Raw genomic sequence first — 21,424 nt, forward strand, 5'->3', positions numbered from 1 at the left:
GGTTTACATCTGTTTCAGAATTTTAGTGAATTGGTATAAGTAGGGTGGGGACTTTTGCGAATCCGTTAAAAAACTGTAGAATTCCTTAGCAAATTAAGGAGATGAGTAGATTGCAAATTCGCTTAAATGACCTCAGAGGTAAAGAGATCGCTGACCTGATGAGGGAACATCTTGAAAATATGCACGAGATTACCCCACCTCAAAGCGTTCATGCTCTTGATTTAGAGGCATTGCGTAGGCGTAGCCCATCGTAGACATCGCCTGATATTACTTTCTTTTCGGCTTGGCAGGGGGATGAATTACTGGGATGTGGGGCATTCAAAGAACTAGATTCAAGAAGCGGTGAAGTCAAATCAATGCGTACCGCCAAGGCTCACCGACGTAAGGGTGTCGCCTCAAAGATTCTTGAACACATTATCAAAGAAGCCGAACAACGTGGTTACGATCGCCTGAATTTAGAAACAGGGGTAATTCCAGAGTTTGCCCCAGCACGAGCCTTGTACATACGATATGGGTTCGAGTACCGAGGCCCTTTTGCTGACTACATTGATGATCTAAATAGCGTATTTATGACGAAAAAGCTCTAAAGCTCTATTGAAACGATCAAGTTTATGTGGTAAATTTAGCAACGTTTGCCAATAAAACCAATTCGGTGACTATATGAACGAATTGAGAGCAAGAACAAACACAAGCTGGAACTTAAAGACATTCACTTTCAAAATGTAAATTAGATGTGGAACAGCTTATGACATCTTCTCAATCACCTCATCAGTCAGCTTAATTTGGTTTTTTCCTATATTACGTTTCAGCAAAAAAATACCCGCATCATGTGCCTGTTGACCACCATCACTAAAGCAAGCATCCTCGATAATGACTGGTTCAATACTACGCTCAAAAGAGTCAATTGCTGTTTTTAAAATACAGCTATCAGTTTCAACTCCACAAAGATATATTTTGCTGATTTGATGAAGAAAAATAAAACTCGAAAATTTTTCTGTAAACGCTGAGTAATAATATTTATCAAAAATATTATTTATATATGGCTGAAGTTCATCAATAATGCTTGTTTCTGGTTCTTTTATCAACCTTGACCAATGAATTAGCTTGACATAATTACTGTCAGCAGTATTGATAAATCTGGTGAATCCAACGAGTTTACCAGCCGCTAAAAAACGCTCAATTAGTTTAATTACAGTAGGAATAACATGTCTGCATTTCTCCGACATAAACCCGTTTTGCATATCTACTACAAGAAGTATTTCGCTCATTTGTGCCATAATTGATTTGGATTAAGAGTTACAACTTTAAATAAAGCAATATTATAAACTGTTAATGTTGGCTATTGGAGTGATAAGTGGTGTCTTGTTGATTCAAGTTAATCAGGATAACATATACGCCGATTAACAACAGGAAACTTCAAATGAGAATTTTTGTTCCAGGGCGTCTTTGTTTGTTCGGAGAACATAGCGATTGGGCAGGAGAATATCGCAGTGTTAATCCTCATATCGAAAAGGGCTACACCTTAATTGTTGGTACTAATCAAGGAATTTATGCTGATGTCAAACCAAATTCTACTGAGTTAATTATTCGTGCTTCTCTTAATGATGGCACAGGTTATGGACCACTAAGATTACCTATGGAATCTAATACCCTGAAATGCATAGCAACAAAGGGCGGTTTTTTTAGTTATGCTGCTGGTACGGCATATCAAATTCTGACTCACTATGGTGTCGGCGGACTTGAGGTTGATAATTATCTAACCGACTTACCTATCCAAAAGGGATTATCTTCGAGTGCTGCCTTTTGCGTTTTGATTGCGAGGGCTTTTAATCGTCTGTATGACTTGAAAATGACAATTCGTGAAGAAATGGAGTTTGCCTACCTGGGAGAAAGAACCACTCCTAGTCTTTGCGGTCGTATGGATCAGGCTTGTGCTTATGGAAATCGCCCAATATTGATGATATTTGATGGTGAAGAAATCGACCTGCTCGAACTGAAAGTTAGTGAGGATTTGTTTTTTATAATTGTCGATCTCGGCGGTAGCAAAAACACACAAGAAATATTACAAAGATTGAATCAGTGTTATCCTTTTGCTACTAATCCAATACAGCAAAATGTTCAAAAATATTTTGGTTCTATTAGCTCTGAAATTACCCAGGCGGCAGTTGAAGCAATACAACGAGGAGATGCTCAACTTCTTGGAGCTTTAATGACAAAAGCCCAAGCGGAATTTGATCAGTACGTAGTTCCGGCTTGTCCTGATCAATTAACTGCAAAAAAGCTGCATCTCCTTCTTCATCACGAGCCACTTGAGCCTTATATCTTCGGAGGAAAAGGCGTAGGTTCTCAGGGCGATGGCACTGCACAACTAATCGTTAAAAATCAAAAGAGTCAAAGAAAAGCTATCAAAATTATTAAGCGAGATTTTCCTCAAATGCAAGCGTTACAGTTAACTATTTCAAAACTACCAACTTCTATGATTGACTTAGCTGAGGACAAAAAGCATTAGAGGATGTTTGTCAAGTTTTTGATAAGTTTGCGATAGAGGGGTATGCAAATCTAAAGAAAGTATTAAGGTAATACCCAGGTAAGATGGGTAAAAATTGGGTAGTTCTGCGGTATTTTTGAGCAAATGATTGAGCGATGATAATGTGTATAGAAAGCGCTGGCAAACGTTTTTAGCTGGCATTTAGTAAACCGCATATAAAAGAAAACCCTGGTAAAAACCAGGGTTTTTTAAATTGAAAATTCGATTTTCAACCAAAAATATACAGAGCTAAATGAATGTAAAAAAGTTGATGTGGTAATTCTCTCTTTTTGAAACCTGCTTATTGCCCAATACAGTTGAGTTAACCATTTCTCTCTTCTCTGTATGTTCTCTGCGCCTCTGCGGTTCGTTAAAAAAATTGACTTTAGACAGCCTTAACTGAACCGTATTGGCTTATTGCCGGACTTTTTGTAGCTTTTCTATATTACTGAGTAAGGTTTTGAGCGAGTTTAAAATATTGTCACTATCTAAGGGATTTTGCACTGGTTGAGCTATATCCTCGGTCAAAAGTGTTTATAAAGGACAAATGACAAAACCTCGTGACTGGATGAGGGACCCCAGGGAACAATCCTATTGGCGTTGCATAAATGCGGAATGAACCAGTTAAACACGGGTATTTGCCTATACTTTAAATAGTGAAGTAACAATCGAATTGAGTATTTAAGCATATCTAGTGCTTTGGAATAGCACAATGTTTTACGGTGTAAGCGTGCTAGATAATGACGTAAACGTGTATTTTTGATCGAATACAGTCCAAAATTTCGGAGTTAAACATGAAACTCATCTCTCTCAACGTCGGACTTCCACGCGAAGTTACCTGGAAAGGGAAAACAGTTATTACTGGAATTTTTAAAGAGCCAGTTAACGATCGCGTCATGTTGCGATCGCTTAATTTAGACGGAGATGGACAGGCTGATTTAACCGTTCATGGAGGAGCAGATAAAGCAGTCTATCTATACCCGTTTGAGCATTACGATTACTGGCGAGGTGAATTGCCTGACACAGAATTGTCGCTAGGCATATTTGGCGAAAATTTTACGACCACCGGACTTAGAGAAGAGGAAGTGAACATTGGCGATCGCTTTCGTATCGGCACTGTAACATTAATGGTGACACAACCTCGCTTGCCCTGCTACAAATTGGGGATTCGCTTTGGACAACCTAATATAGTTAAACAATTTCTCGCAAGTCGTCGAACCGGATTTTACTTCCGTGTTTTGCAGGAGGGCGAAGTTGGAGCCGGAGACACTTTAGAGTTGATCAGCCGGGATAGTAATAATATCACGGTTGCCAATATCACTCAACTTTATGTGCGCGATCAGAACAATCCAGAGTTACTTCGCCGTGCTGCTCAACTTGAAGCCTTACCCCAAAGTTGGCGCGACTATTTCCAGAGACAATGAACGCGCCAGAATCAAGAGAAAGGAAAAGTCATTATAAATATGCATTATGAATAACCACGAAAATCCTCGACTACCCCTGCCGCCTTTTGATAATGAATCCGCCATCCAAAAAGTCCGAATTGCAGAAGATGCTTGGAATACACGTAACCCAGAACTAGTATCACTTGCTTACACGTCAGATAGCATTTGGCGCAACCGATCAGAATTTCTATCTGGTCGTGAGGCGATCGTAGAGTTCTTGACCCGTAAGTGGCTTAAAGAATTAGATTACCGTCTGATCAAAGAGCTTTGGGCTTTTAGAGACAACCGAATTGCTGTCCGATTTGCTTACGAATGGCATGATGATTCCGGCAACTGGTTCCGCTCTTACGGCAATGAGAATTGGGAGTTTGACGAACACGGATTCATGCGATGGCGTATTGCCAGCATTAACGACTTGCCAATTTTAAAGAGCGAACGCAAATATCACTGGATACTTGGTCGTCGTCCCAACGATCATCCCGGATTGTCCAACCTTAATCTTTGAGAATTAGATTGCACTTACGTCCAAGTAACGAAAAACTCCAGCCGAAGCATTCGTGCTGCGTTTGTTTCAGGAAGAAAGGCGAAATACCTCCACTCCCTGCAAGATATCAAACTACGTCAAAATTTAAATAAACGCGATCGCACTTACCGACGATGCAGATTACCCAAAGTCTCCATACAGCAATTCTCGTGACTGACTTAGAACGCTCTGAACACTTTTATGGCAAAATCTTAGGATTAGCCAAAATAGATCGTTCCCTGAAATACGCTGGTGCATGGTATCAAGTCGGCAACTATCAAATTCACCTGATAGTTGCACCTACTGTCCCCACCGAAAACCCAAACGAAAAATGGGGGCGCAACCCCCACTTCGCCTTCTCAGTAGATAACTTAGATACCGCCAAACAAGAATTGCTCAATCATAATTATCCCATTCAACCCAGTGCCTCAGGCCGCCCTGCTCTGTTCACTCAAGATCCTGATGGCAATATTGTTGAGTTGAGTCAGCAGTGAGGGGAGTATGAATTTTAGATTTTAGATTTTGGATTTTGGATTAATTTCAATCTAAAAGCCGTTCGCAGACTCGCTCTAAGCGTACCCCTGCTCTTAAGCAAGCTACGCGTAGCGTCTTTAAGAGTTGGCTTTATAGGCTGCGCTATCGTCAATCCAAAATCTAAAATTGAATTGTCCAATGACAAATGACCAATGAAAATAATTGCCTACTCTTACACCAATCCGCTATTAGAATCTACTCCCGATCAAGCTGATTGGGGATGGGAGGTGGATCGGGTTTATGAAGATTTGGGTAAACCAGAGTCTTCTGGACACGCTACGCGAAGGCAATTACAACAATTATTTACTGATTGCGAAACTGAACCAGCAGATTATCTTTTGATTCGTCGGTTAGAAGAATTAGGGGATACTGTAGAGGAAATTAGCGATCACTTACATCAACTCGAAGTAATGGGAGTAGCGATAATCGCCACAGAGCAACCCTACACTTCCGAAAGTTATCCTCTGGGCGCAGACTTGCTGAATTTGCTACACGCAATCCAACGTCAGCAACGTAGCCGTCGCATCCGTCAAGGACACGCCCGTAATCGTCTTGAGGTTGCACCGCCACCGGGCAAAGTTCCCTACGGCTATCGCAGAGGTAACGGAAAATATACTATTGATCGCAGTACTTCACCAGTAGTCAAAGATTTTTTTGAACACTTTTTACTCTATGGTTCCCTGCGGGGTTCAGTTCGTTACTTGGCGAAAAAATACGGCAAAAAAATCTCTGTCACCACAGGAAGACGCTGGCTAACTAATCCAGTTTATCGCGGTAATACAGCTTACCAAAATGGTGAAATTATCTCTAATACCCATATTCCAATAATTTCTAAAGAAGAAGCTGCCCAAATTGACCGACTTTTACGCCGTAACAGCCGTTTACCATCCCGAACTGCTAGTGCTAGGCGTTCTTTAGCTGGGTTGGTTGTCTGTGCTGAGTGTCAGTCACATCTGACAGTTACTCGTGTCACCCAACGCAATCAAGATAAGGAGTATCTTTATTTACGTTCTACTAGCTGTCCTCAACACCCCAAGTGTAAGGCTATTCCCTACCAAGAGGTTTTAGAACATACAATTGAAACCGTTTGCTGTAACTTACCCTTAGCTGTAGCGGGGATGAATTTTCCCCAGTTGGATGCAGTCAAGAATAGTTTAGGGCAAGCGATCGCTCGTCAGCAAGAAATACTTGCTCAGTTACCTACTTTAATTGAAACTGGAATTTTAGATGTTGAAACAGCAAAGTTAAGGGCTTACAAACTCCGCACAGAAATTTCTGCACTCGAAGCAAAGTTAGCAACTCTTCCCCCAGTCAACTTGCGTTCTGTTGCTCAAGCTGTCTCAATACCACAATTTTGGTTAGATTTGTCAGAAACAGAGCGAAGATTTTACTTTCGAGAATTTATCAGGCAAATTGACATTACTGTTGAGAATAAAGAATTAAAACTCCAAGTTATTTTTATTTTTTAATTAAAACGCTATTTCTGAGGCAATACAGTTCAGTTAACCCTAAAAACCTTAAACTGTGTAGGTTGGGGAGCCACTGCACCCTAGCGGTTTCCTGACTTGTTCGCTCTTAGCGTTCCCGTAGGGTAGCAAGTGGCGTTTGAGCAACGTAGCAAGATTTTGCAGGGTAACCCAACATTTCGGGGGCTTTGTTGGGTTGCGCTTTGCTTAACCTAACAAAGCAATTTTTCACAAAGCCAAACTTATTTCTGAGGCGGTTGATCTTTAGTATACGCAACAGGTTTTGGCCCTGCATTTCGCACATTGACAAGTTTATTCAGGAAATCAAACCAAAAAGGCGCACCCATCCCAATAGCCAAACCACTCACAATCCAACCACAAATTAATTTAAAACCCTGCCAAGTTCTGATTAATAAAACCTTTTCACTATTAAAGTTTGGAACATCTAATAACTTAAACTGTTGATTAATATTTTGCCATCCAATAGGAACAGAATTATCTCCTAAAACTTTTTCAATTTGCCTTCTGGCTTCTGGAACTTTGATAAAATCGACTCGTTCACTTGCACTTTGAGTAATAGCAGAGCGGATAATCGAATCTTGCGATAATCTACTAACTAGGTGAAATGTATCAGTATTGGTGAATATGGCGATTGATATCCCAATTAAAATTGCGACACCTTTGGCATTGCGCTTATAAACGCCACTGGCTCGATCCATAGAGCGATCAAACCATGTTTCAATTTCATTTTGAAACTGATTCATTTCTTCGGTAAGGTCACCAATCTTTATCCTACTTCGTTGAGCAATTACGCTAAGACTCTTAATTAAATTATCAGGTACATCATCCGGTAAATCTTGATTAACAAAATCTATAAATTTTTGGTCGATATCTCCATAAATTGTTTGGATTTTTTTGTATTCTTCACTATCTGGATTATTAATACCTATTTTAATTTGTCTGTATAATGCTAATATTATATGCAAATTAGTTTTAGTATCTTCACTAGGATGTTTAACATAATTAATTAGCTGGGGAAGTTTTAAGGTATCTAATAAAGTAATTGCAAATGTTTCAGAAGGAAGATATGAAGGGCCGCTTTGTTTTCCTCCTAGTCCTTTTATATCAATACTTTTACTCATTCCCTGAAACTGTTTTTCTATTTTCCCTTCGCTTGTTGATTTAAGGTATTAATCAAAGGATCAGAATAAAGTTTATCTACCAGCTTTTCTGCTTTAGTAATATCTGATTCTTCAGTTTCGCTACCACCTGCTAAAAGTAATTCAATTGAATTTTTTAAATTTTTAGCTCTCCATTGTAAACATGTAGAAATCAACTCTTGAATTTCAGAAGCTATCAGGCTCAAAATCAAGTAAATAACAACTAAACCAATAGTGATATCCACAACCACAGGTAAATTCATTGACAGCTCCCATGATTTTATCGAGGTTTATTATTCTAAAAACACTTTGACAAAATTTTATAACATAGATATTTAAATTAGATAATTACTTAATTAAATTTAAACTAAGACTTACGCATTGACAATAAGTATCAAATCTGGATAAATAATAGTTAGATAATCAAAAGAAAATTTGATGAATAAATATACTTATTATTCTAGATTCCTTCTAATTTCTGACTCGGGAGTGCTGAATTATAACAATTATGAATTATAAAATAAAATTTTATAAAATTATTAATCAAAAACATAGATTTTTTCTTAATTAAGCAGGTTATTAATATTATGTAGCAATTGCTTTTTATTTTACTGAATTTAAACAGACAAATAACTAAGTATATAAAATTTAAATTAAGCGTTCCTTTCAAAGGAATACAAGTTGATTTACGGACTGTGCAACAGGTAACAAATAATTTATCGGATGTATTATTTTTATCATTTTTTGGTTAAAATGTTATTTAAACAACCAATATAAATTTTTTAAAAAATAGGGCTAATTAGAGAAAATTGAGTTAATCTTGGAAACTAGCAATTGTTAATAACATACGTTGTTACTGGGTGACAACATTGGAGATTCGCTAGATGTCTCTATGTAATCAAACCAGAAAGTAAAATGATTAACATAGAATATGCAAGAAGGAAGCTTTATTTGGAGTCCTCTAGAAAAACAGCATCGCACGGTTGGCAAATGGATTGATTGGGTATGGCTAATAATATTGCTATTGGCAGCAGTGTTACTGTTTAGCATCAATCTGGGAGGATTGCCGTTGCGAGATTGGGATGAAGGGACTGTGGCACAAATTGCTCGTGAGATTTGGCACGCTCCAGCAGGTTCAATGCGTTGGCTTTACCCAACGTTAGGAGGTGAACCATATCATAACAAGCCGCCTTTGATGCATTTGCTAATTGCTTGGGCTTATTCTCTTGGAGGCGAAAATGAGTTCACAACGCGCCTACCGGGAGCAATTTTAACAGCGACATCTGTACCTTTACTGTATTGCATAGCTAGAGAGATATTTCGCCAACGTTGGGCTGCTATTTATAGCGCCTTGATTTATCTAACAATGCTGCCTGTGGTGCGTCATGGGCGGTTGGCAATGTTGGATGGGGCGATGGTAAGTTTTTTGATGGTGATGATGTTGTGCGTGTTACGATCACGCCGAGATTTACGCTATTGCCTTGGTGTTGGTGTTAGTTTTGGGCTGATTTGCCTGACTCAAGGATTGCTAGGTGTATTACTAGGTGCGATCGCGATCATATTTCTGTTTTGGGATACACCACGACTGCTCACTTGTTACTATCTGTGGATAGCAATCTTAATTGGCATTTTGCCTGTAGCTACTTGGTATAGTGCCCAACTAATTCACTATGGTTATATGTTCGCCCAAGTTGGGCTTGTAAACCCATCAATAGGCCGAATTGGCTCATTTGTAGAAAGTAATCCTGAACCTCCTTGGTACTATGTTATTGAACTTCTCAAATACACATGGCCATGGCTATTATTCTTACCGCAAACTATCCGCTTAACCTGGGAAAACCGCAACCTTAGTTGGGCAAAACTTGTAATGGCGTGGAGTGGTGTTTATCTGCTGGTAATTTCTTTCATGATTACCAAAGTTCCCTGGTATTTATTCCCGATTTACCCTAGTTTAGCCTTAGCTTTTGGTATCCAATTATCAGATACAGAAAATTCGCCTTTACTCTCATCTTATCCCCGTGCTTGGGTTGCTGGTCTGGCGATACTTGCTATAGCAGCTTCTGCTGGTAGTATTTATTTCAGTTGGGGTACAACACCGAAAATAGACTTACAACTGATTTTTGCAGCAGTAGCTTTAACTATGACCTTAGCAGCTATTTTGGCAGAACGAGGTGATGGACAATTTCTGAAGATTTTGTTTTGGGGAAGTTATATTTCGCTGCTACTGTTAATGAAATCTAACTACTGGGTTTGGGAATTATCGGAAGCTTATCCAGTTAAACCAGTCGCCGCCATGATCGTGCGGGCAAATCCAGCTACGAAGAAAATTTACACATCTTTTCCCTATCATCGTCCCTCGTTGGATTTTTATAGCGATCGCACCATCATACCCGCCTCTGTTGGCGAACTCGAATATTATTGGCACTACAACGGGCAACCCTACTTTCTCCTTCATGCATCTGCTTTCAACAATCTCGAACTAGAGTCAATGAAGCTAGTTGACGAAGCTGAAAGCTGGAAGTTAGTTACAAAAGATATTAATCGTCTTTAAGTTTTGGGCATGGGGCATTGCTCAAGAATCAATCAATAATTCTTCTTCTCCTGCTCCCCCTGCCTTGGGCATCTTCTTGCCTCTTTTCACCATCTGCTTGAGCGATCGCTCTCGATCATCTCTGCACATAAGCGCAGAGATGATTTGATACAGGGAAACTCAAAGCCTAAAAACTATAAATAACACGCCAAAAGTTCCAGAACCAGGGAGCGACGCGAAAAAGTGAGATCATCATAAAAAGAGCAGGGAGAACAGGGTGCGATCGCACTCTTGATTTTCTCTAAGATCAGAATATCATAAATATCGCCAATTTATTTGCAACGGGTCAAATTTTTTGCTCTGATTCATCTGCTACTTGCACAAGAGTGATTCTGGCTGCTTAATTCTTTTTTTCAGTAACTTCGCTTTATACCAATTAATTTGCTTTAAAGCAGCGATTGATACAGTTTTAATAATTGGTTTCAGCTTTGATTCTTGATAGGAAAGTAACAAAAGCCATAGAAAACTTTCCAACAAATTCTGCCGCATGGGTAAATTTTACCTCAACTAAAACTTGTTAATTTTACTGAGATATTAATACACACAGCATTAGCAATACTGCGTCAAGTTTACTGTACACAAATGAGATGAAATTACAGTTTTTAGCACAAGAGCAATGGAGAGAGTAATGATTACTGAAGAAGACTTAGCCCAACAATTTACCCTTATTATTGAGCAAGCTCACCCAAGAGCATGGAAATTACTACAGTACTGCTATATAAAAGTACTAAATTATAAATCAAAAGAAGCGTATATCCCTCATGCCAAATATATAAGAATTTACTGTCCTGACAGACTGATTGCTGCTGTAGTAGCAGAAAAAAATTTACTGATAGAAGTGGCAGCATATCTGGGTCTAGTTGAAGTTGTTTGCGTGAATGCTACAAATTTGTTACACGATCCCAAATCGCAAATTAAGAAGGTTTATCCTAAATTGTGGTTAGATTTGATGTGGATTGTTACACAAAAGCAAGAATTATGAAAAATTGAATATTGTGTAATAATATTAATCCTACAAAATCCTCAGCTTGTTAATTTATTAAACAGTACAAAAATCTTATAAAAAACTCCACACTACTTGCGGGATGGAGTTTTTGGGCATGGGGCATGGGGAAGAAACTACCTGTTTGGCCAATGCCCAAAGCGACGGGGGGAACAACGTCGTCCATCCACGGAGTGCGTAGCAAGATGAAGTCCGGGGATGGAGTTTCCTGTCGCTTTCAATGAAATCTTGTTTAAAGAAGACTCACCCATTATCTGATAAATAAATTATCTATCCAAAATAACTAGTTCAGACCTCAATACGCTTGGGTTAATGCCAAAAACCTTAAACTGTGTAGGTTGGATTGAGGAACAAAACTCAACATTTCTGAGGCTTTGTTGGGTTGCGCTTTGCTTAACCCAGCCTACAATTTTCCTTAACTAAACCGTATTAGTTCATACCTTCTGTTTCTGGCTTAATTGCTACAATTGTGTCCCTTTTAATTTGGATATACTTGTTACGTAAGATTAAGTTGCAGATGGCGTGAAAAGATTGTATTTACTACTGCTGACATGTCAAGACTGTGTTTTCTACTGCCTTTTTTAGCTGCTGGAATTAGTCTCGATAGCAATTCTTGCTGTAATTAAGTCAAGCTACTTAGGTATGATGGATTCATGGCTCTTGTAACTCTGTCATACTTAAGTATTTTTTCTACTGACAGGATACCGTTGGATGGGCTTTCTTAGTTTTCAGACATTTTCTTAGATTAAAACATCAACAGGTTTAAAACATCATTTAAGCAAGGAGAATAAGATGGCTAACACAAATAATCTCACAGTTGCGAGTGAGCAGGCTGTTGTGATCATCCCTTCTCTGACTGGTAGCACTAATCCAAATACTGCCGAGAAATTGGAAGTTACAGGTCAAGGAGAAGTTAACGTTCCCACTACTTTAACTGACGTGCAATTGGGGATTCAAGTAGAGGGAAAAACCGCAACCGAAGTTCAAGAAGAAGTTGCTCAACGTTCAACAGCAGTAGTTGATTTGCTAAAAAACCTTGGGGCGCAAGAACTTCAAACTACATCTATTCAACTAAATCCCGTATATAGCTTTAAAGATGATACTCAAACTTTAACTGGCTTTAGAGGACTCAATACACTTCAGTTTGAGTTACCGACGGTTCAAGCTGGGGCAGCAATTGACAAAGCTATCCAAGCAGGCGCGAATCTAATCCAGAATATCAGCTTCACTGCCTCAGATGAAGCATTGCAACAGGCACGCTTGCAGGTTCTTAGCGAAGCAGTTAAAGACGCCCAAGCTCAGGCTGGCGCTGTTTTTAGTACCTTGCAGTTAACCCCCGAAAAGATTATTGACATCGATATTAACTCAGCTAGCAATCCTAGCCCATCTCCTTTGCTGTTTGAAGCAGTAAATAAAGCGGCAGATACTACAACTCCTATAATTGGTAGTCCTCAGACTGTAAAAGCTAGTGTTTCTCTAGATATTGGTTATTCTCCAAATTCAGCAGGCACTCTGGCTTCAGCTACTGATAATCTCACAGGTGCGATTAAGCAGGCTCTTGCGATCGTCGATCCCCTGACTGGTAGCACTAATCCAAACACTGCTCAGATATTGAAGGTTACTGGTCAAGGAAAGGTCACTGTTCCCACTACTTTAACTGAGGTACAATTGGGAATTCAAGTAGATGAAAAAACCGCAACCGAAGTTCAAGAAGAAGTTGCTCAACGTTCAACAGCAGTAGTTGATGTGCTAAAAAAGCTTGGGGCGCAAGAACTTCAAACTACATCTATTCAACTAAATCCTGTCTATAGTGATAAAGATGGGACTCAAACCCTAACTGGCTTTGAAGGACTCAACACACTTCAGTTTGAGTTACCAACAGATCAAGCTGGGGCAGCAATTGATAAAGCTATCCAAGCAGGCGCGAATCTAATCCAGAATATCAGCTTCACTGCCTCAGACGAAGCATTGCAACAGGCACGCTTGCAGGTTCTTAGCGAAGCAGTTAAGGACGCTCAAGCTCAGGCTGGCGCTGTTTTTAATACCTTGCAGTTAACCCCTGGAAAGATTATTGACATTGATATTAACTCAGCTAGCAATCCTAGCCCATCTCCTTTAGAGTTTAATCTAGTAGCAGATAAAGCTTTTGCAACAGGTATTAAAACTCCTTTACTTGGTGGGCCTCAGACAATAGAAGCTAGTGTTTCTCTAGATATCGCTTATTCTTCAGCTCCAGCAGGTACTCTCGGTCTAGCTCTTTATGGATTGCAACAATCTACTTAATCAAAACTTACGCAACTGTCAAACAACTAGGCCATAGACATAGGAATATTTCGGACATTTTACTCGAATTATGAATGAGGATTTATTAACTTCCAGATTTCCTGCATAGAAGCATTTGAGTGCTATGCCCCTAGAAAAAAGTTATGGATCTAATTTAATCCTCATTCCTTAGTACAGCCAGGACTTACGCAAAATCATGATAAAACGAACCGCAAAGGACGCAAAGAACACAAAGGAATAAGAGTTTCAGAGAGTTATTGCGTAAGTCCTGACAGCTTTGCATAAAATCGTAGCGTTTTTAATGCAAGGGGACGGGTTGGCATTGTTAGCCGATGGGTTGGCATTGCAAGGTATCGCCAAATTTAATTCACTACGAATTAATGAAATGCTGTACTTAGTCCTTATATGACTCCAAAATCCCACTGCGAATCATTAGTTGTGGCCAAAACAACACAAAAAATCCCATCCATATCATTACAGGGATAGAGACGAGAACTGTTAGCCAGATAGTTTTAAATAGTAACCAGCTACCACCAATCAGAGTTATACCTGTGAGAACTATAGACCAAGGCTGACACCACCAAGGTTTGTAGTTCCACGGACTTATGGGCTTTTGTTCAGACATTGGTTTTATTTGTTGATATGAGTGTTACGAGTTGGCAAGATATGCATCAATCCTCCAGTATCTCTAACAACTGCGGCTCGCTTAATTGCGTAATTCCCAAGGAAACCGCTTTTTCTAATTTAGAACCTGCATCTTCGCCTACTACCAAATAATCTGTTTTTTTACTCACTGATTCAGTCACTTTACCACCAGCTTTTTGAATCAAAGCCTTCGCTTCATCTCGCTTTAAGGTTGGCAATGTTCCCGTAATTACAAAAGTTTTACCTGCTAACTTTTGATTACCATCACCAACTGTTTTTGTTTCCTCTGTGGCAGCTAATTGCAATCCTTCTGCTTGTAAGCGTTCTATTAACTTTTGGTTGGCATCAATCCGAAACCACTGGTATACAGATTGGGCAATTTCAGCACCGATACCGTAAATTCCTTCAATATCTGATTGCTTTGCTGTAGCTAACTGATCTACAGTGAAATATTTCTGAGTCAACAATTGGGCATTCACACTGCCAACGTGACGGATGCCTAAACCATACAATACCCTTGACCAAGGTTGGTTTTTCGATTGAGCGATCGCATCCACTAATTTCTCTGCCGATTTTTCCCCCATCCTTTCTAACTCACACAATTTGCTTTTTGTCAACTCATATAAATCGGCAACAGAATGCACCAAACCTTTATCAACGAGTTGATGCACCAGCTTTTCGCCCAAGCCTTTAATATCCAAGGCATCACGACTTACCCAATGTTCAATAGAACCTTTGAGAATCGCTGCACAGGAAGCATTGACGCACCGAGTTACCGCCTCACCTGATTCTCGCACCACTGGTTGACCACAAACTGGGCAATGGGTGGGCATAACGAAAGGTTCAGTGTCAGAGGGACGGAGTTCTTTTAATACCCTCAGCACTTCTGGGATAATTTCTCCAGCTTTGCGGACAATCACAGTATCGCCAATGCGAATGTCTAATTGAGTAATGCGATCGCTGTTATGTAAAGTAGCGCGAGAAACCGTTGTCCCCGCCAGTTGCACAGGGCGCATCTCGGCTAACGGCGTTAACGCCCCTGTTCGTCCCACATTCACAGCAATATTTTCTACACGAGTAGGTGCTTCTTCGGCTGGGTACTTTAGAGCGATCGCCCAGCGAGGGAATTTCTGCGTAAACCCTAGCTGTTCCTGAAGTTTAAAAGAATTCAGCTTTACTACTACCCCATCAGTCATGTAGGGTAAATTCAGCCGTTCCGTATCCCAGTATTCGTAATATTTTGCCACTTCTGCGATCGAGGCACACAGTTTATGGTTAGGGTTGACTCGAAAACCCATCTTTTCCAATAACTCCAATGCTTCCCATTGGGTATTGGCAATACTAGCGTCATCTCTACCAGGGATGTGTAACGTGTAGCCAAAGAAATCCAACCGCCGTTTAGCGACAATGCGCGAGTCTAATTGCCTGAGTGTACCAGCTGCGGCATTACGAGGATTGGCAAATAATTGCTCACCTGCTTTTTGTCTTTCCTGGTTAATTTGTTTAAATACTTCCAATGGTAAAAATGCCTCACCACGTACTTCCACCCTTTCTAGAATTTCTAACCCTTCAAAATTCAAACGCAAGGGAATTGAGCGAATTGTCCGCACATTTTGGGTGATATCTTCACCCGTCACCCCATCACCCCTAGTTGCACCCCTAACTAGAATGCCATTTTGATAGGTAAGAGCCAAAGCAGAACCATCAATTTTGAGTTCACTGACATATTCCACCGATTCTATTTTCGGTACTTGTCGCCGCCAACGATGATCCCAGGCTTGCAACTCATCGATATTAAATGCATTCTCTAGACTGTACAGGGGGATATTATGCCGCACCGAGGTAAACTGCGTTGCTGGCCTCTCACCCACGCGCACAGTCGGACTATCAGGAGTCACCAATTCTGGATATTGAATTTCCAGTTGTTGCAATTCTCGATATAACTGGTCATAGACTGCATCCTCCATAATTGGAGCATCTAAAACGTAATAAGCATAGCTGGCTTGTTGCAATAACTGGCGCAATTCTTCTGTACGTTTTACTTCAGGCTTAATCTGGGTCATTAGACTTATTACAAAATACCTAGAAAATACAATTTAAAGACAAGCAAACCTGCTTTGACAGGCTTTGTTTGGATAGCCGCGACTTTCTGTCATCGGGTCAACGGACAAACACTACGGGCTTTTCTAGGTTACTCAATTTAATCCCAATCATTGCATCTAACGGTATATCTAACATTTTACGTGTAGCACTTCCTGACAAGAAATCATTTCCTGTTCAATACCTCAAAATAATTTTTTCTTCTTATATAGATAATTTTAAGATACTAAGTCTTCTAGACTCAAATCAAAGCACCAATACCATACATAAAATATATAAGTAATAATACCAGTATTACGATTTTCGAAATTGTCTGTAAATCGAGTGTATCCACAATTGCTAGTACTGCTAAGAAGTATTGTATAAAAAACAAATGCCAATATATTTAGTTAGTGCAGCCCAAAAACCCAATGTTATAGTTTTAGTTCACTAATTATGTTCATGCGCTCTTTAACATATACTGCCTCTAGTGTAGTATTGCTTTTAACTTTAGTCAGTTCCGCTTTTGCTACTCCCAGCAACTTTGCTAATATTGTCAGCAAGACCGAGACAAAGACAAAGGTACTTGGTCAAAATGTCATCCAGTTACAGAGAAGTCCTCAAGGCATAAGACAAGCAATAGCTAACGGACAAGACCGATATGCCGCTATTTGGGTAAAGTCTGACGGTCCGGCTTGGCAGGCGCGATCTGGATTGACCTCAGCCCAGTATCAAACGACTTTTGATCAATTGGTTAGTCAAGGATATCGGTTGGTTGATGTCAGTGGTTATGATGTCAATGGACAAGACCGATATGCTGCTATTTGGGAACAGTCTAGTGGTCCAGCTTGGCAAGCGCGATCTGGATTGACCTCAGCCCAGTATCAAGCGACTTTTGATCAATTGGTTGGTCAGGGATATCGATTAGTTCACGTTAGTGGTTACAGTGTAAACGGACAAGACCGATATGCTGCTATTTGGGTAAAGTCTGACGGTCCAGCTTGGCAAGCGCGATCTGGATTGACTTCAGCCCAGTATCAAGCGACTTTTGATCAATTGGTTGGTCAAGGATATCGGTTGGTTGATGTCAGTGGTTATGATGTCAACGGACAAGACCGATACGCCGCTATTTGGGAACAGTCTAGTGGTCCAGCTTGGCAAGCGCGATCTGGATTGACTTCAGCCCAGTATCAAGCGACTTTTGATCAATTGGTTGGTCAAGGATATCGATTAGTTCACGTTAGTGGTTACCGTGTAAACGGGGAAGACAGATATGCTGCTATTTGGGAACAGTCTAGTGGTTCGGCTTGGCAGGCGCGACATGGATTAACCTCAGCCGAGTATCAAGCGACTTTTGATCAATTGGTTGGTCAAGGATATCGATTAGTTAATGTTAGTGGCTACTAATACAAGCATCTTTTCCTAACTTTTCACGGGAAGTCATCAAGCCTCAAAAAAACGTGGCTTTTTCCACAAGTTAATTCTCAATAGCTCTGAGTTAATGAAAATAGCTAACCGAACAATAAGGGATTGGGAAACCCCTAAAATGAGCTTTTCCACATCCCGTGAAAAGTCAGGCATCTTTTCCCCTTTTTAAGGCAGGGCTGTTTCATTCCCTGAAAGACCCTAATTTACAAGCGTATCAACCAAAAAAATCAGCTAGTTCAAAAGTTTAGAAAGCTTATGAGCCTGGCGATGCCTTCTCTACGAGACGCTACGCGAACGGCAAGGCTTTGCCAACGCACTTAAATTTACTGGTTGAAACAGTAATTTTTCGATTCCCAACTCACTAAAATTTCTGGCTGAGACCTTGACAAAATTTTGACCTGAGCGAACGAAACAGCCCTGCTTTTTAAGGGGGTTAGAATCTTCGAGTTTGAAAACAGTCCCTAGTGGTTGGCACTTAGCGATCCCAGTCTTCGACTTCATATAAAAATCGAGTTTTGCCAATCAGTTTACGATTAGCAGAGGTACTTTGGACAAACACAACATACTTTTCTAGGTTACTCGGTTTAATCCGAATCGTTGCATCCATCGGTAGATTTAACATTTCTCGTGCAGCACCTCCTTCAAATAAATCACCCGTTGTTCGATCCATTAATATAATTTCTTTTTGAGCCTGGATAGTTTCTGTTTTTGTAAATTCGTAGAAACCCCGCCCAACTTTAAAACTCAAACCATTTTCCAAAACAAACGCTTTAATTGAAATATCTTGTTCAACCTCTAAAATCTGGAAACGTCCTGGAGAAACTGCCCGTAAATCAGCTGATTCGTAATAGGATGTTGCTTCCCGATTCATCATGGTGTTAAATATTTTATTTAACCCCCGACTCATGCGCCCTTGGTCAATTACTTCTTGTTCATAAGCTTGGAGCTGGTCATTAGATGATTGTTGGTAGCAAACTGCTAAAAACAAGTCACTAATATACGAAAACTGGTCTAAGTTGATATGAAAACCGCCAGACTTTTCTGCAAGTTCTTGATAAAAAGGAGTGGCATGAGGGCGATTGAGTGCTTGAACTCCGTAAACTGTAATTTCTGCCTCAGCTAATTTATTTAACTCTTTGCGCCAATTCAGTTTTTTCGGATTGTGTGCTGGAGGATGGGGAATATCATCGCCAATCAAAACTAGTGATTTTGTTGCTGACTTTGACCAAGATAAAGATTGAGATTCATGTAATATCAATTCGTAACATTCTGGTGCATCTCCACCACCAGTAGGTTCGACATTTTGCACAAAATCACAGATAGCATCAACATCACCGGATATATTAAATATTTTGGTGACATAAGTTGAGCCTGCATCGCAGTAGTCACCATGAGCAATAATCCCAATCCGAATCAAGGGAATTTCGTCAATCAGTCTGGTAACAGTATTTTTGATTTTTCGCCGTACCTGGGTAAGGCAAGGATACATACTTCCAGTTGTATCAAAACTGAAAACAATCTCAATGTTATTACTTGTCATCCGCTTACCTAAATTAATATTTAATTTTTAACTTACAAAATTACAAATGGCACACAATCGGCATCACCTTTCTTACTTTAGATAAGAGTATTTTTTTATACTTTAATATTTTTATAAGTATTTTTACATAGATTGAGACATGAGGAATTGATGTACATTTTTGTGCGATGTCTCTTGACTCGCAGATGCAACGTCTAGGCTTTGGTTCAATTCTTGCGATCGCCCTAGAGTCCTTCTCCTAAAAGAGACGCACTCGGGTTCGGGCATCCTACGGCAGGCGTTGGCAAAGCCATCGCTTTTGTATTTAATAAAAGCAAGTTTGCTAAATTCCTATATTAGACTTCTTGCATAGGGAGCAATGCGATTTTATCGCATTGCTCCCTTGCGCTAACCGAGAAGTATTGGGGGTTGGGGGATGTAGCAAGATCCCGCAGGGTGGGCGAATTTTGCATTGGTGCAGTCGTTGATTGAATTCGGGCAGTTGTTGATTGAATTCAGGCAGTCGTTGATTGAATTCGGACAGTCGTTGATTGAATTCAGGCAGTCGTTGATTGAATTCGGACAGATACTTAGTGCTAATGAACGCACATATATAGATTTAGTCACAGCATCAGGTTTAGAAGAAATTGCTAAATATGCACAGGCGGTTGGTATTCATAAAAATTTGTTGGTTCCTAAAGACAGCAGTGGTAAGCTGCGATCGCCAACATCTCTAGTCATCAATGCTCATGCAGTTGGTTTGCTGGTTCATGTCTGGACTTTCTGCAATGAAGACTGTTTTTTGCTACTGGACTTTCAAGGAAATCCCCAAGGCGAATATGAACTATTTTTCAGCTTAGGTGTTAATGGCGTATTTAGTGACTATCCAGATACAACAGGTTTTCACTTTACTGTTCAGTGGTAATTTAATAAGGGAATAAAAAATTACGGAAAAGTCAGATGCTTTTACTTAAGTGGAAATCCTGTATAACAGCAATAACCTTGACTGCAATCAGTTTTACTGTATCCAAGTCGGCATTAGCAGTATCTCTTTACTCAGTTACTGACTTAGGCAGTCTTACAGGAGAAACCTACAGTTACGCTACAGACATCAATGACTCAGGTGAGGTAGCCATTAATTCTTTGGGTCGTTCTTTTTTTTACAGCAATGGTTCAGTTAAAAAAATTAGTCCCCTACCTGGCGATAATCAACTTTCAGTAACTGGTATCAATAACTTGGGGCAAATAGTCGGTAATTCGGTTAATAGTAATAACTTTACTGCGAATAACCCTTTCATATACAGCAACGGCATCACCCAACCCCTCGCTATCAAAAACGCTATTCCTTATGCCATTAATGATCGCACCCAAATAGTAGGAGGAGCAAGCGGATTTGGGCCTTTTTTATACAGTGATGGTACAGCAACCAGCATCGGAACTCCTGGTAATGTTGCCTACAGTATAAATAATTTGGGACAAATAGTAGGCTTACTCAGTTCAAACACAGCTTTTCTCTACCAAAACGGCCTAACTACTAATTTGGGAACTTTGCCAGTTTACCAGTACAGCGTAGCAAATGATATTAATGACTTAGGACAAGTGGTAGGTAGTTCTGGACTCAGTGAAGTAGATGATGGTCGTGCTTTTCTGTATAATTCCAGCACGGGACTCCAAGACCTCGGTAGGTTACGTCCTACAGATTTGTTCAGTTTTGGTGTAGGGATCAATAATTTAGGTCAAGCAGTTGGGTTTTCTGGGAGTAACAGTAACTTTTTTACAACAGATGGTGATGGTTTGCGGGCTTTTCTTTATAGTGATAACACTTTGTACGACTTAAATGACCTGATTGCTCCTGGTTCAGACGCTGGCTTTACCTTAACAGCAGCATCTGCCATTAATAATAAGGGACAAATTGCTGGTCGTGGTGCAGTTAATGGTGAATTACATGCCTTCCTGTTGACGCCAACCTCATCTGTCTCTGTACCTGAACCAACTTCAGGCTTTCCTATTTTGTCGTTCGGTGCTGTTGTAATTTTATTTGCATCACTCAAGCGCCAACTTCACTCTACCAGTGCAGTCATACAACAAAAACTTCAGGTAAACAAAGCGATTACTTGAGAATACGGATTTATTTAGTCTGTATTCAATACTTCTCAGATAAAGATTGAGTCGTCCTAAATTCAGATCCCCCCGCCTACAGCGATCCCCTTAAAAAGCAGGGC

At 40.0% G+C, this 21,424-nt stretch carries 19 protein-coding genes and 1 pseudogene; 13 read left to right on the top strand and 7 right to left on the bottom strand.

Annotation, left to right across the window (positions count from 1 at the left end; translation table 11 throughout):
* Nucleotides 1-101 precede the first annotated feature (101 nt).
* Both V7L20_RS22335 and V7L20_RS22340 read left to right on the top strand, forming a co-directional pair.
* A complete protein-coding gene (locus tag V7L20_RS22335; RefSeq protein WP_334746186.1) occupies nucleotides 102-254 on the top strand; it encodes a hypothetical protein in 153 nt (50 codons plus the stop codon).
* A gap of 12 nt (nucleotides 255-266) precedes the next feature.
* Nucleotides 267-587: a GNAT family N-acetyltransferase gene (locus tag V7L20_RS22340; RefSeq protein ID WP_334746217.1), complete on the top strand. Its 321-nt coding sequence runs from the start codon at nucleotides 267-269 to the stop codon at nucleotides 585-587.
* A gap of 156 nt (nucleotides 588-743) precedes the next feature.
* Here the strand turns inward: V7L20_RS22340 and V7L20_RS22345 are convergent, their stop codons facing one another.
* Nucleotides 744-1,277 (bottom strand): isochorismatase family cysteine hydrolase, encoded by a 534-nt coding sequence (locus V7L20_RS22345; RefSeq protein ID WP_334746187.1) that lies wholly within the window; start codon nucleotides 1,275-1,277, stop codon nucleotides 744-746.
* Between the two features lie 143 nt (nucleotides 1,278-1,420).
* On the opposite strand from V7L20_RS22345, the gene V7L20_RS22350 reads away from it, so the two are divergent.
* Nucleotides 1,421-2,509, top strand: coding sequence for a mevalonate kinase family protein (locus V7L20_RS22350; protein ID WP_334746188.1), 1,089 nt, complete (start codon nucleotides 1,421-1,423; stop codon nucleotides 2,507-2,509).
* Between the two features lie 542 nt (nucleotides 2,510-3,051).
* On the opposite strand, the pseudogene V7L20_RS22355 reads toward V7L20_RS22350, so the two are convergent.
* Nucleotides 3,052-3,288, bottom strand: a pseudogene (locus V7L20_RS22355) (hypothetical protein); the annotation flags it as partial.
* A gap of 33 nt (nucleotides 3,289-3,321) precedes the next feature.
* Between V7L20_RS22355 and V7L20_RS22360 the strand changes: the two are divergent.
* The 4 genes from V7L20_RS22360 (at nucleotide 3,322) to V7L20_RS22375 (ending at nucleotide 6,498) form a co-directional block, all read left to right on the top strand.
* Nucleotides 3,322-3,951 carry an MOSC domain-containing protein gene (locus V7L20_RS22360; protein ID WP_334746189.1) on the top strand — a complete coding sequence of 210 codons (630 nt, stop codon included), beginning with the start codon at nucleotides 3,322-3,324 and terminating at the stop codon, nucleotides 3,949-3,951.
* A gap of 46 nt (nucleotides 3,952-3,997) precedes the next feature.
* The gene (locus V7L20_RS22365; RefSeq protein WP_334746190.1) at nucleotides 3,998-4,477 is read left to right on the top strand and encodes a nuclear transport factor 2 family protein; all 480 of its coding nucleotides are present in this window, start codon (nucleotides 3,998-4,000) and stop codon (nucleotides 4,475-4,477) included.
* Between the two features lie 152 nt (nucleotides 4,478-4,629).
* The gene (locus V7L20_RS22370; protein WP_334746191.1) at nucleotides 4,630-4,989 is read left to right on the top strand and encodes a VOC family protein; all 360 of its coding nucleotides are present in this window, start codon (nucleotides 4,630-4,632) and stop codon (nucleotides 4,987-4,989) included.
* A gap of 192 nt (nucleotides 4,990-5,181) precedes the next feature.
* Nucleotides 5,182-6,498: a recombinase family protein gene (locus V7L20_RS22375; RefSeq protein ID WP_334746192.1), complete on the top strand. Its 1,317-nt coding sequence runs from the start codon at nucleotides 5,182-5,184 to the stop codon at nucleotides 6,496-6,498.
* A gap of 239 nt (nucleotides 6,499-6,737) precedes the next feature.
* On the opposite strand, the gene V7L20_RS22380 is transcribed toward V7L20_RS22375, so the two are convergent.
* Nucleotides 6,738-7,637 (bottom strand): hypothetical protein, encoded by a 900-nt coding sequence (locus V7L20_RS22380; RefSeq protein WP_334746193.1) that lies wholly within the window; start codon nucleotides 7,635-7,637, stop codon nucleotides 6,738-6,740.
* A gap of 17 nt (nucleotides 7,638-7,654) precedes the next feature.
* The gene (locus tag V7L20_RS22385; RefSeq protein WP_334746194.1) at nucleotides 7,655-7,918 is read right to left on the bottom strand and encodes a hypothetical protein; all 264 of its coding nucleotides are present in this window, start codon (nucleotides 7,916-7,918) and stop codon (nucleotides 7,655-7,657) included.
* 668 nt (nucleotides 7,919-8,586) lie between these two features.
* Here V7L20_RS22385 and V7L20_RS22390 point away from each other — a divergent pair.
* The 3 genes from V7L20_RS22390 to V7L20_RS22400 all read left to right on the top strand — a co-directional run bounded on the left by V7L20_RS22390 (nucleotide 8,587) and on the right by V7L20_RS22400 (nucleotide 13,531).
* Nucleotides 8,587-10,206 (top strand): ArnT family glycosyltransferase, encoded by a 1,620-nt coding sequence (locus V7L20_RS22390; protein ID WP_334746195.1) that lies wholly within the window; start codon nucleotides 8,587-8,589, stop codon nucleotides 10,204-10,206.
* 667 nt (nucleotides 10,207-10,873) lie between these two features.
* Complete coding sequence (locus V7L20_RS22395; protein ID WP_334746196.1) at nucleotides 10,874-11,227, top strand: hypothetical protein; 354 nt, start codon at nucleotides 10,874-10,876, stop codon at nucleotides 11,225-11,227.
* An 813-nt stretch (nucleotides 11,228-12,040) separates the two neighbouring features.
* Nucleotides 12,041-13,531 carry an SIMPL domain-containing protein gene (locus V7L20_RS22400; protein ID WP_334746197.1) on the top strand — a complete coding sequence of 497 codons (1,491 nt, stop codon included), beginning with the start codon at nucleotides 12,041-12,043 and terminating at the stop codon, nucleotides 13,529-13,531.
* A 394-nt stretch (nucleotides 13,532-13,925) separates the two neighbouring features.
* Here V7L20_RS22400 and V7L20_RS22405 read toward each other — a convergent pair whose 3' ends face one another.
* Both V7L20_RS22405 and ligA read right to left on the bottom strand, forming a co-directional pair.
* Nucleotides 13,926-14,156, bottom strand: coding sequence for a DUF6737 family protein (locus V7L20_RS22405; protein WP_334746198.1), 231 nt, complete (start codon nucleotides 14,154-14,156; stop codon nucleotides 13,926-13,928).
* A gap of 46 nt (nucleotides 14,157-14,202) precedes the next feature.
* Nucleotides 14,203-16,239, bottom strand: coding sequence for an NAD-dependent DNA ligase LigA (gene ligA / locus V7L20_RS22410; RefSeq protein ID WP_334746199.1), 2,037 nt, complete (start codon nucleotides 16,237-16,239; stop codon nucleotides 14,203-14,205).
* A 478-nt stretch (nucleotides 16,240-16,717) separates the two neighbouring features.
* On the opposite strand from ligA, the gene V7L20_RS22415 reads away from it, so the two are divergent.
* Nucleotides 16,718-17,662 carry a hypothetical protein gene (locus V7L20_RS22415; protein WP_334746200.1) on the top strand — a complete coding sequence of 315 codons (945 nt, stop codon included), beginning with the start codon at nucleotides 16,718-16,720 and terminating at the stop codon, nucleotides 17,660-17,662.
* 496 nt (nucleotides 17,663-18,158) lie between these two features.
* Here the strand turns inward: V7L20_RS22415 and V7L20_RS22420 are convergent, their stop codons facing one another.
* On the bottom strand, nucleotides 18,159-19,223 hold the full coding sequence (locus V7L20_RS22420) for a vWA domain-containing protein (protein ID WP_334746201.1): 1,065 nt from the start codon (nucleotides 19,221-19,223) through the stop codon (nucleotides 18,159-18,161).
* 505 nt (nucleotides 19,224-19,728) lie between these two features.
* Between V7L20_RS22420 and V7L20_RS22425 the strand changes: the two genes are divergently transcribed.
* Nucleotides 19,729-20,127, top strand: a complete 399-nt coding sequence (locus V7L20_RS22425) for a glycerophosphodiester phosphodiesterase family protein (RefSeq protein ID WP_334746218.1) — start codon at nucleotides 19,729-19,731, stop codon at nucleotides 20,125-20,127.
* Between the two features lie 77 nt (nucleotides 20,128-20,204).
* Nucleotides 20,205-21,320: a DUF3466 family protein gene (locus V7L20_RS22430; RefSeq protein WP_334746202.1), complete on the top strand. Its 1,116-nt coding sequence runs from the start codon at nucleotides 20,205-20,207 to the stop codon at nucleotides 21,318-21,320.
* The last annotated feature ends 104 nt before the right edge of the window (nucleotides 21,321-21,424 follow it).

The organism is Nostoc sp. (genome assembly GCF_036916735.1).
Taxonomy (GTDB): Bacteria; Cyanobacteriota; Cyanobacteriia; order Cyanobacteriales; family Nostocaceae; genus Nostoc.

Bases quoted from the DNA above. Each gene is read 5' to 3' on its own strand.
- V7L20_RS22335 (WP_334746186.1), top strand. From the start codon at position 102: ATGAGTAGATTGCAAATTCGCTTAAATGACCTCAGAGGTAAAGAGATC.
- V7L20_RS22345 (WP_334746187.1), bottom strand. From the start codon at position 1,277: ATGGCACAAATGAGCGAAATACTTCTTGTAGTAGATATGCAAAACGGG.
- V7L20_RS22350 (WP_334746188.1), top strand. From the start codon at position 1,421: ATGAGAATTTTTGTTCCAGGGCGTCTTTGTTTGTTCGGAGAACATAGC.
- V7L20_RS22360 (WP_334746189.1), top strand. From the start codon at position 3,322: ATGAAACTCATCTCTCTCAACGTCGGACTTCCACGCGAAGTTACCTGG.
- V7L20_RS22365 (WP_334746190.1), top strand. From the start codon at position 3,998: ATGAATAACCACGAAAATCCTCGACTACCCCTGCCGCCTTTTGATAAT.
- V7L20_RS22370 (WP_334746191.1), top strand. From the start codon at position 4,630: ATGCAGATTACCCAAAGTCTCCATACAGCAATTCTCGTGACTGACTTA.
- V7L20_RS22375 (WP_334746192.1), top strand. From the start codon at position 5,182: ATGAAAATAATTGCCTACTCTTACACCAATCCGCTATTAGAATCTACT.
- V7L20_RS22380 (WP_334746193.1), bottom strand. From the start codon at position 7,637: ATGAGTAAAAGTATTGATATAAAAGGACTAGGAGGAAAACAAAGCGGC.
- V7L20_RS22385 (WP_334746194.1), bottom strand. From the start codon at position 7,918: ATGAATTTACCTGTGGTTGTGGATATCACTATTGGTTTAGTTGTTATT.
- V7L20_RS22390 (WP_334746195.1), top strand. From the start codon at position 8,587: ATGCAAGAAGGAAGCTTTATTTGGAGTCCTCTAGAAAAACAGCATCGC.
- V7L20_RS22395 (WP_334746196.1), top strand. From the start codon at position 10,874: ATGATTACTGAAGAAGACTTAGCCCAACAATTTACCCTTATTATTGAG.
- V7L20_RS22400 (WP_334746197.1), top strand. From the start codon at position 12,041: ATGGCTAACACAAATAATCTCACAGTTGCGAGTGAGCAGGCTGTTGTG.
- V7L20_RS22405 (WP_334746198.1), bottom strand. From the start codon at position 14,156: ATGTCTGAACAAAAGCCCATAAGTCCGTGGAACTACAAACCTTGGTGG.
- ligA (WP_334746199.1), bottom strand. From the start codon at position 16,239: ATGACCCAGATTAAGCCTGAAGTAAAACGTACAGAAGAATTGCGCCAG.
- V7L20_RS22415 (WP_334746200.1), top strand. From the start codon at position 16,718: ATGCGCTCTTTAACATATACTGCCTCTAGTGTAGTATTGCTTTTAACT.
- V7L20_RS22420 (WP_334746201.1), bottom strand. From the start codon at position 19,223: ATGACAAGTAATAACATTGAGATTGTTTTCAGTTTTGATACAACTGGA.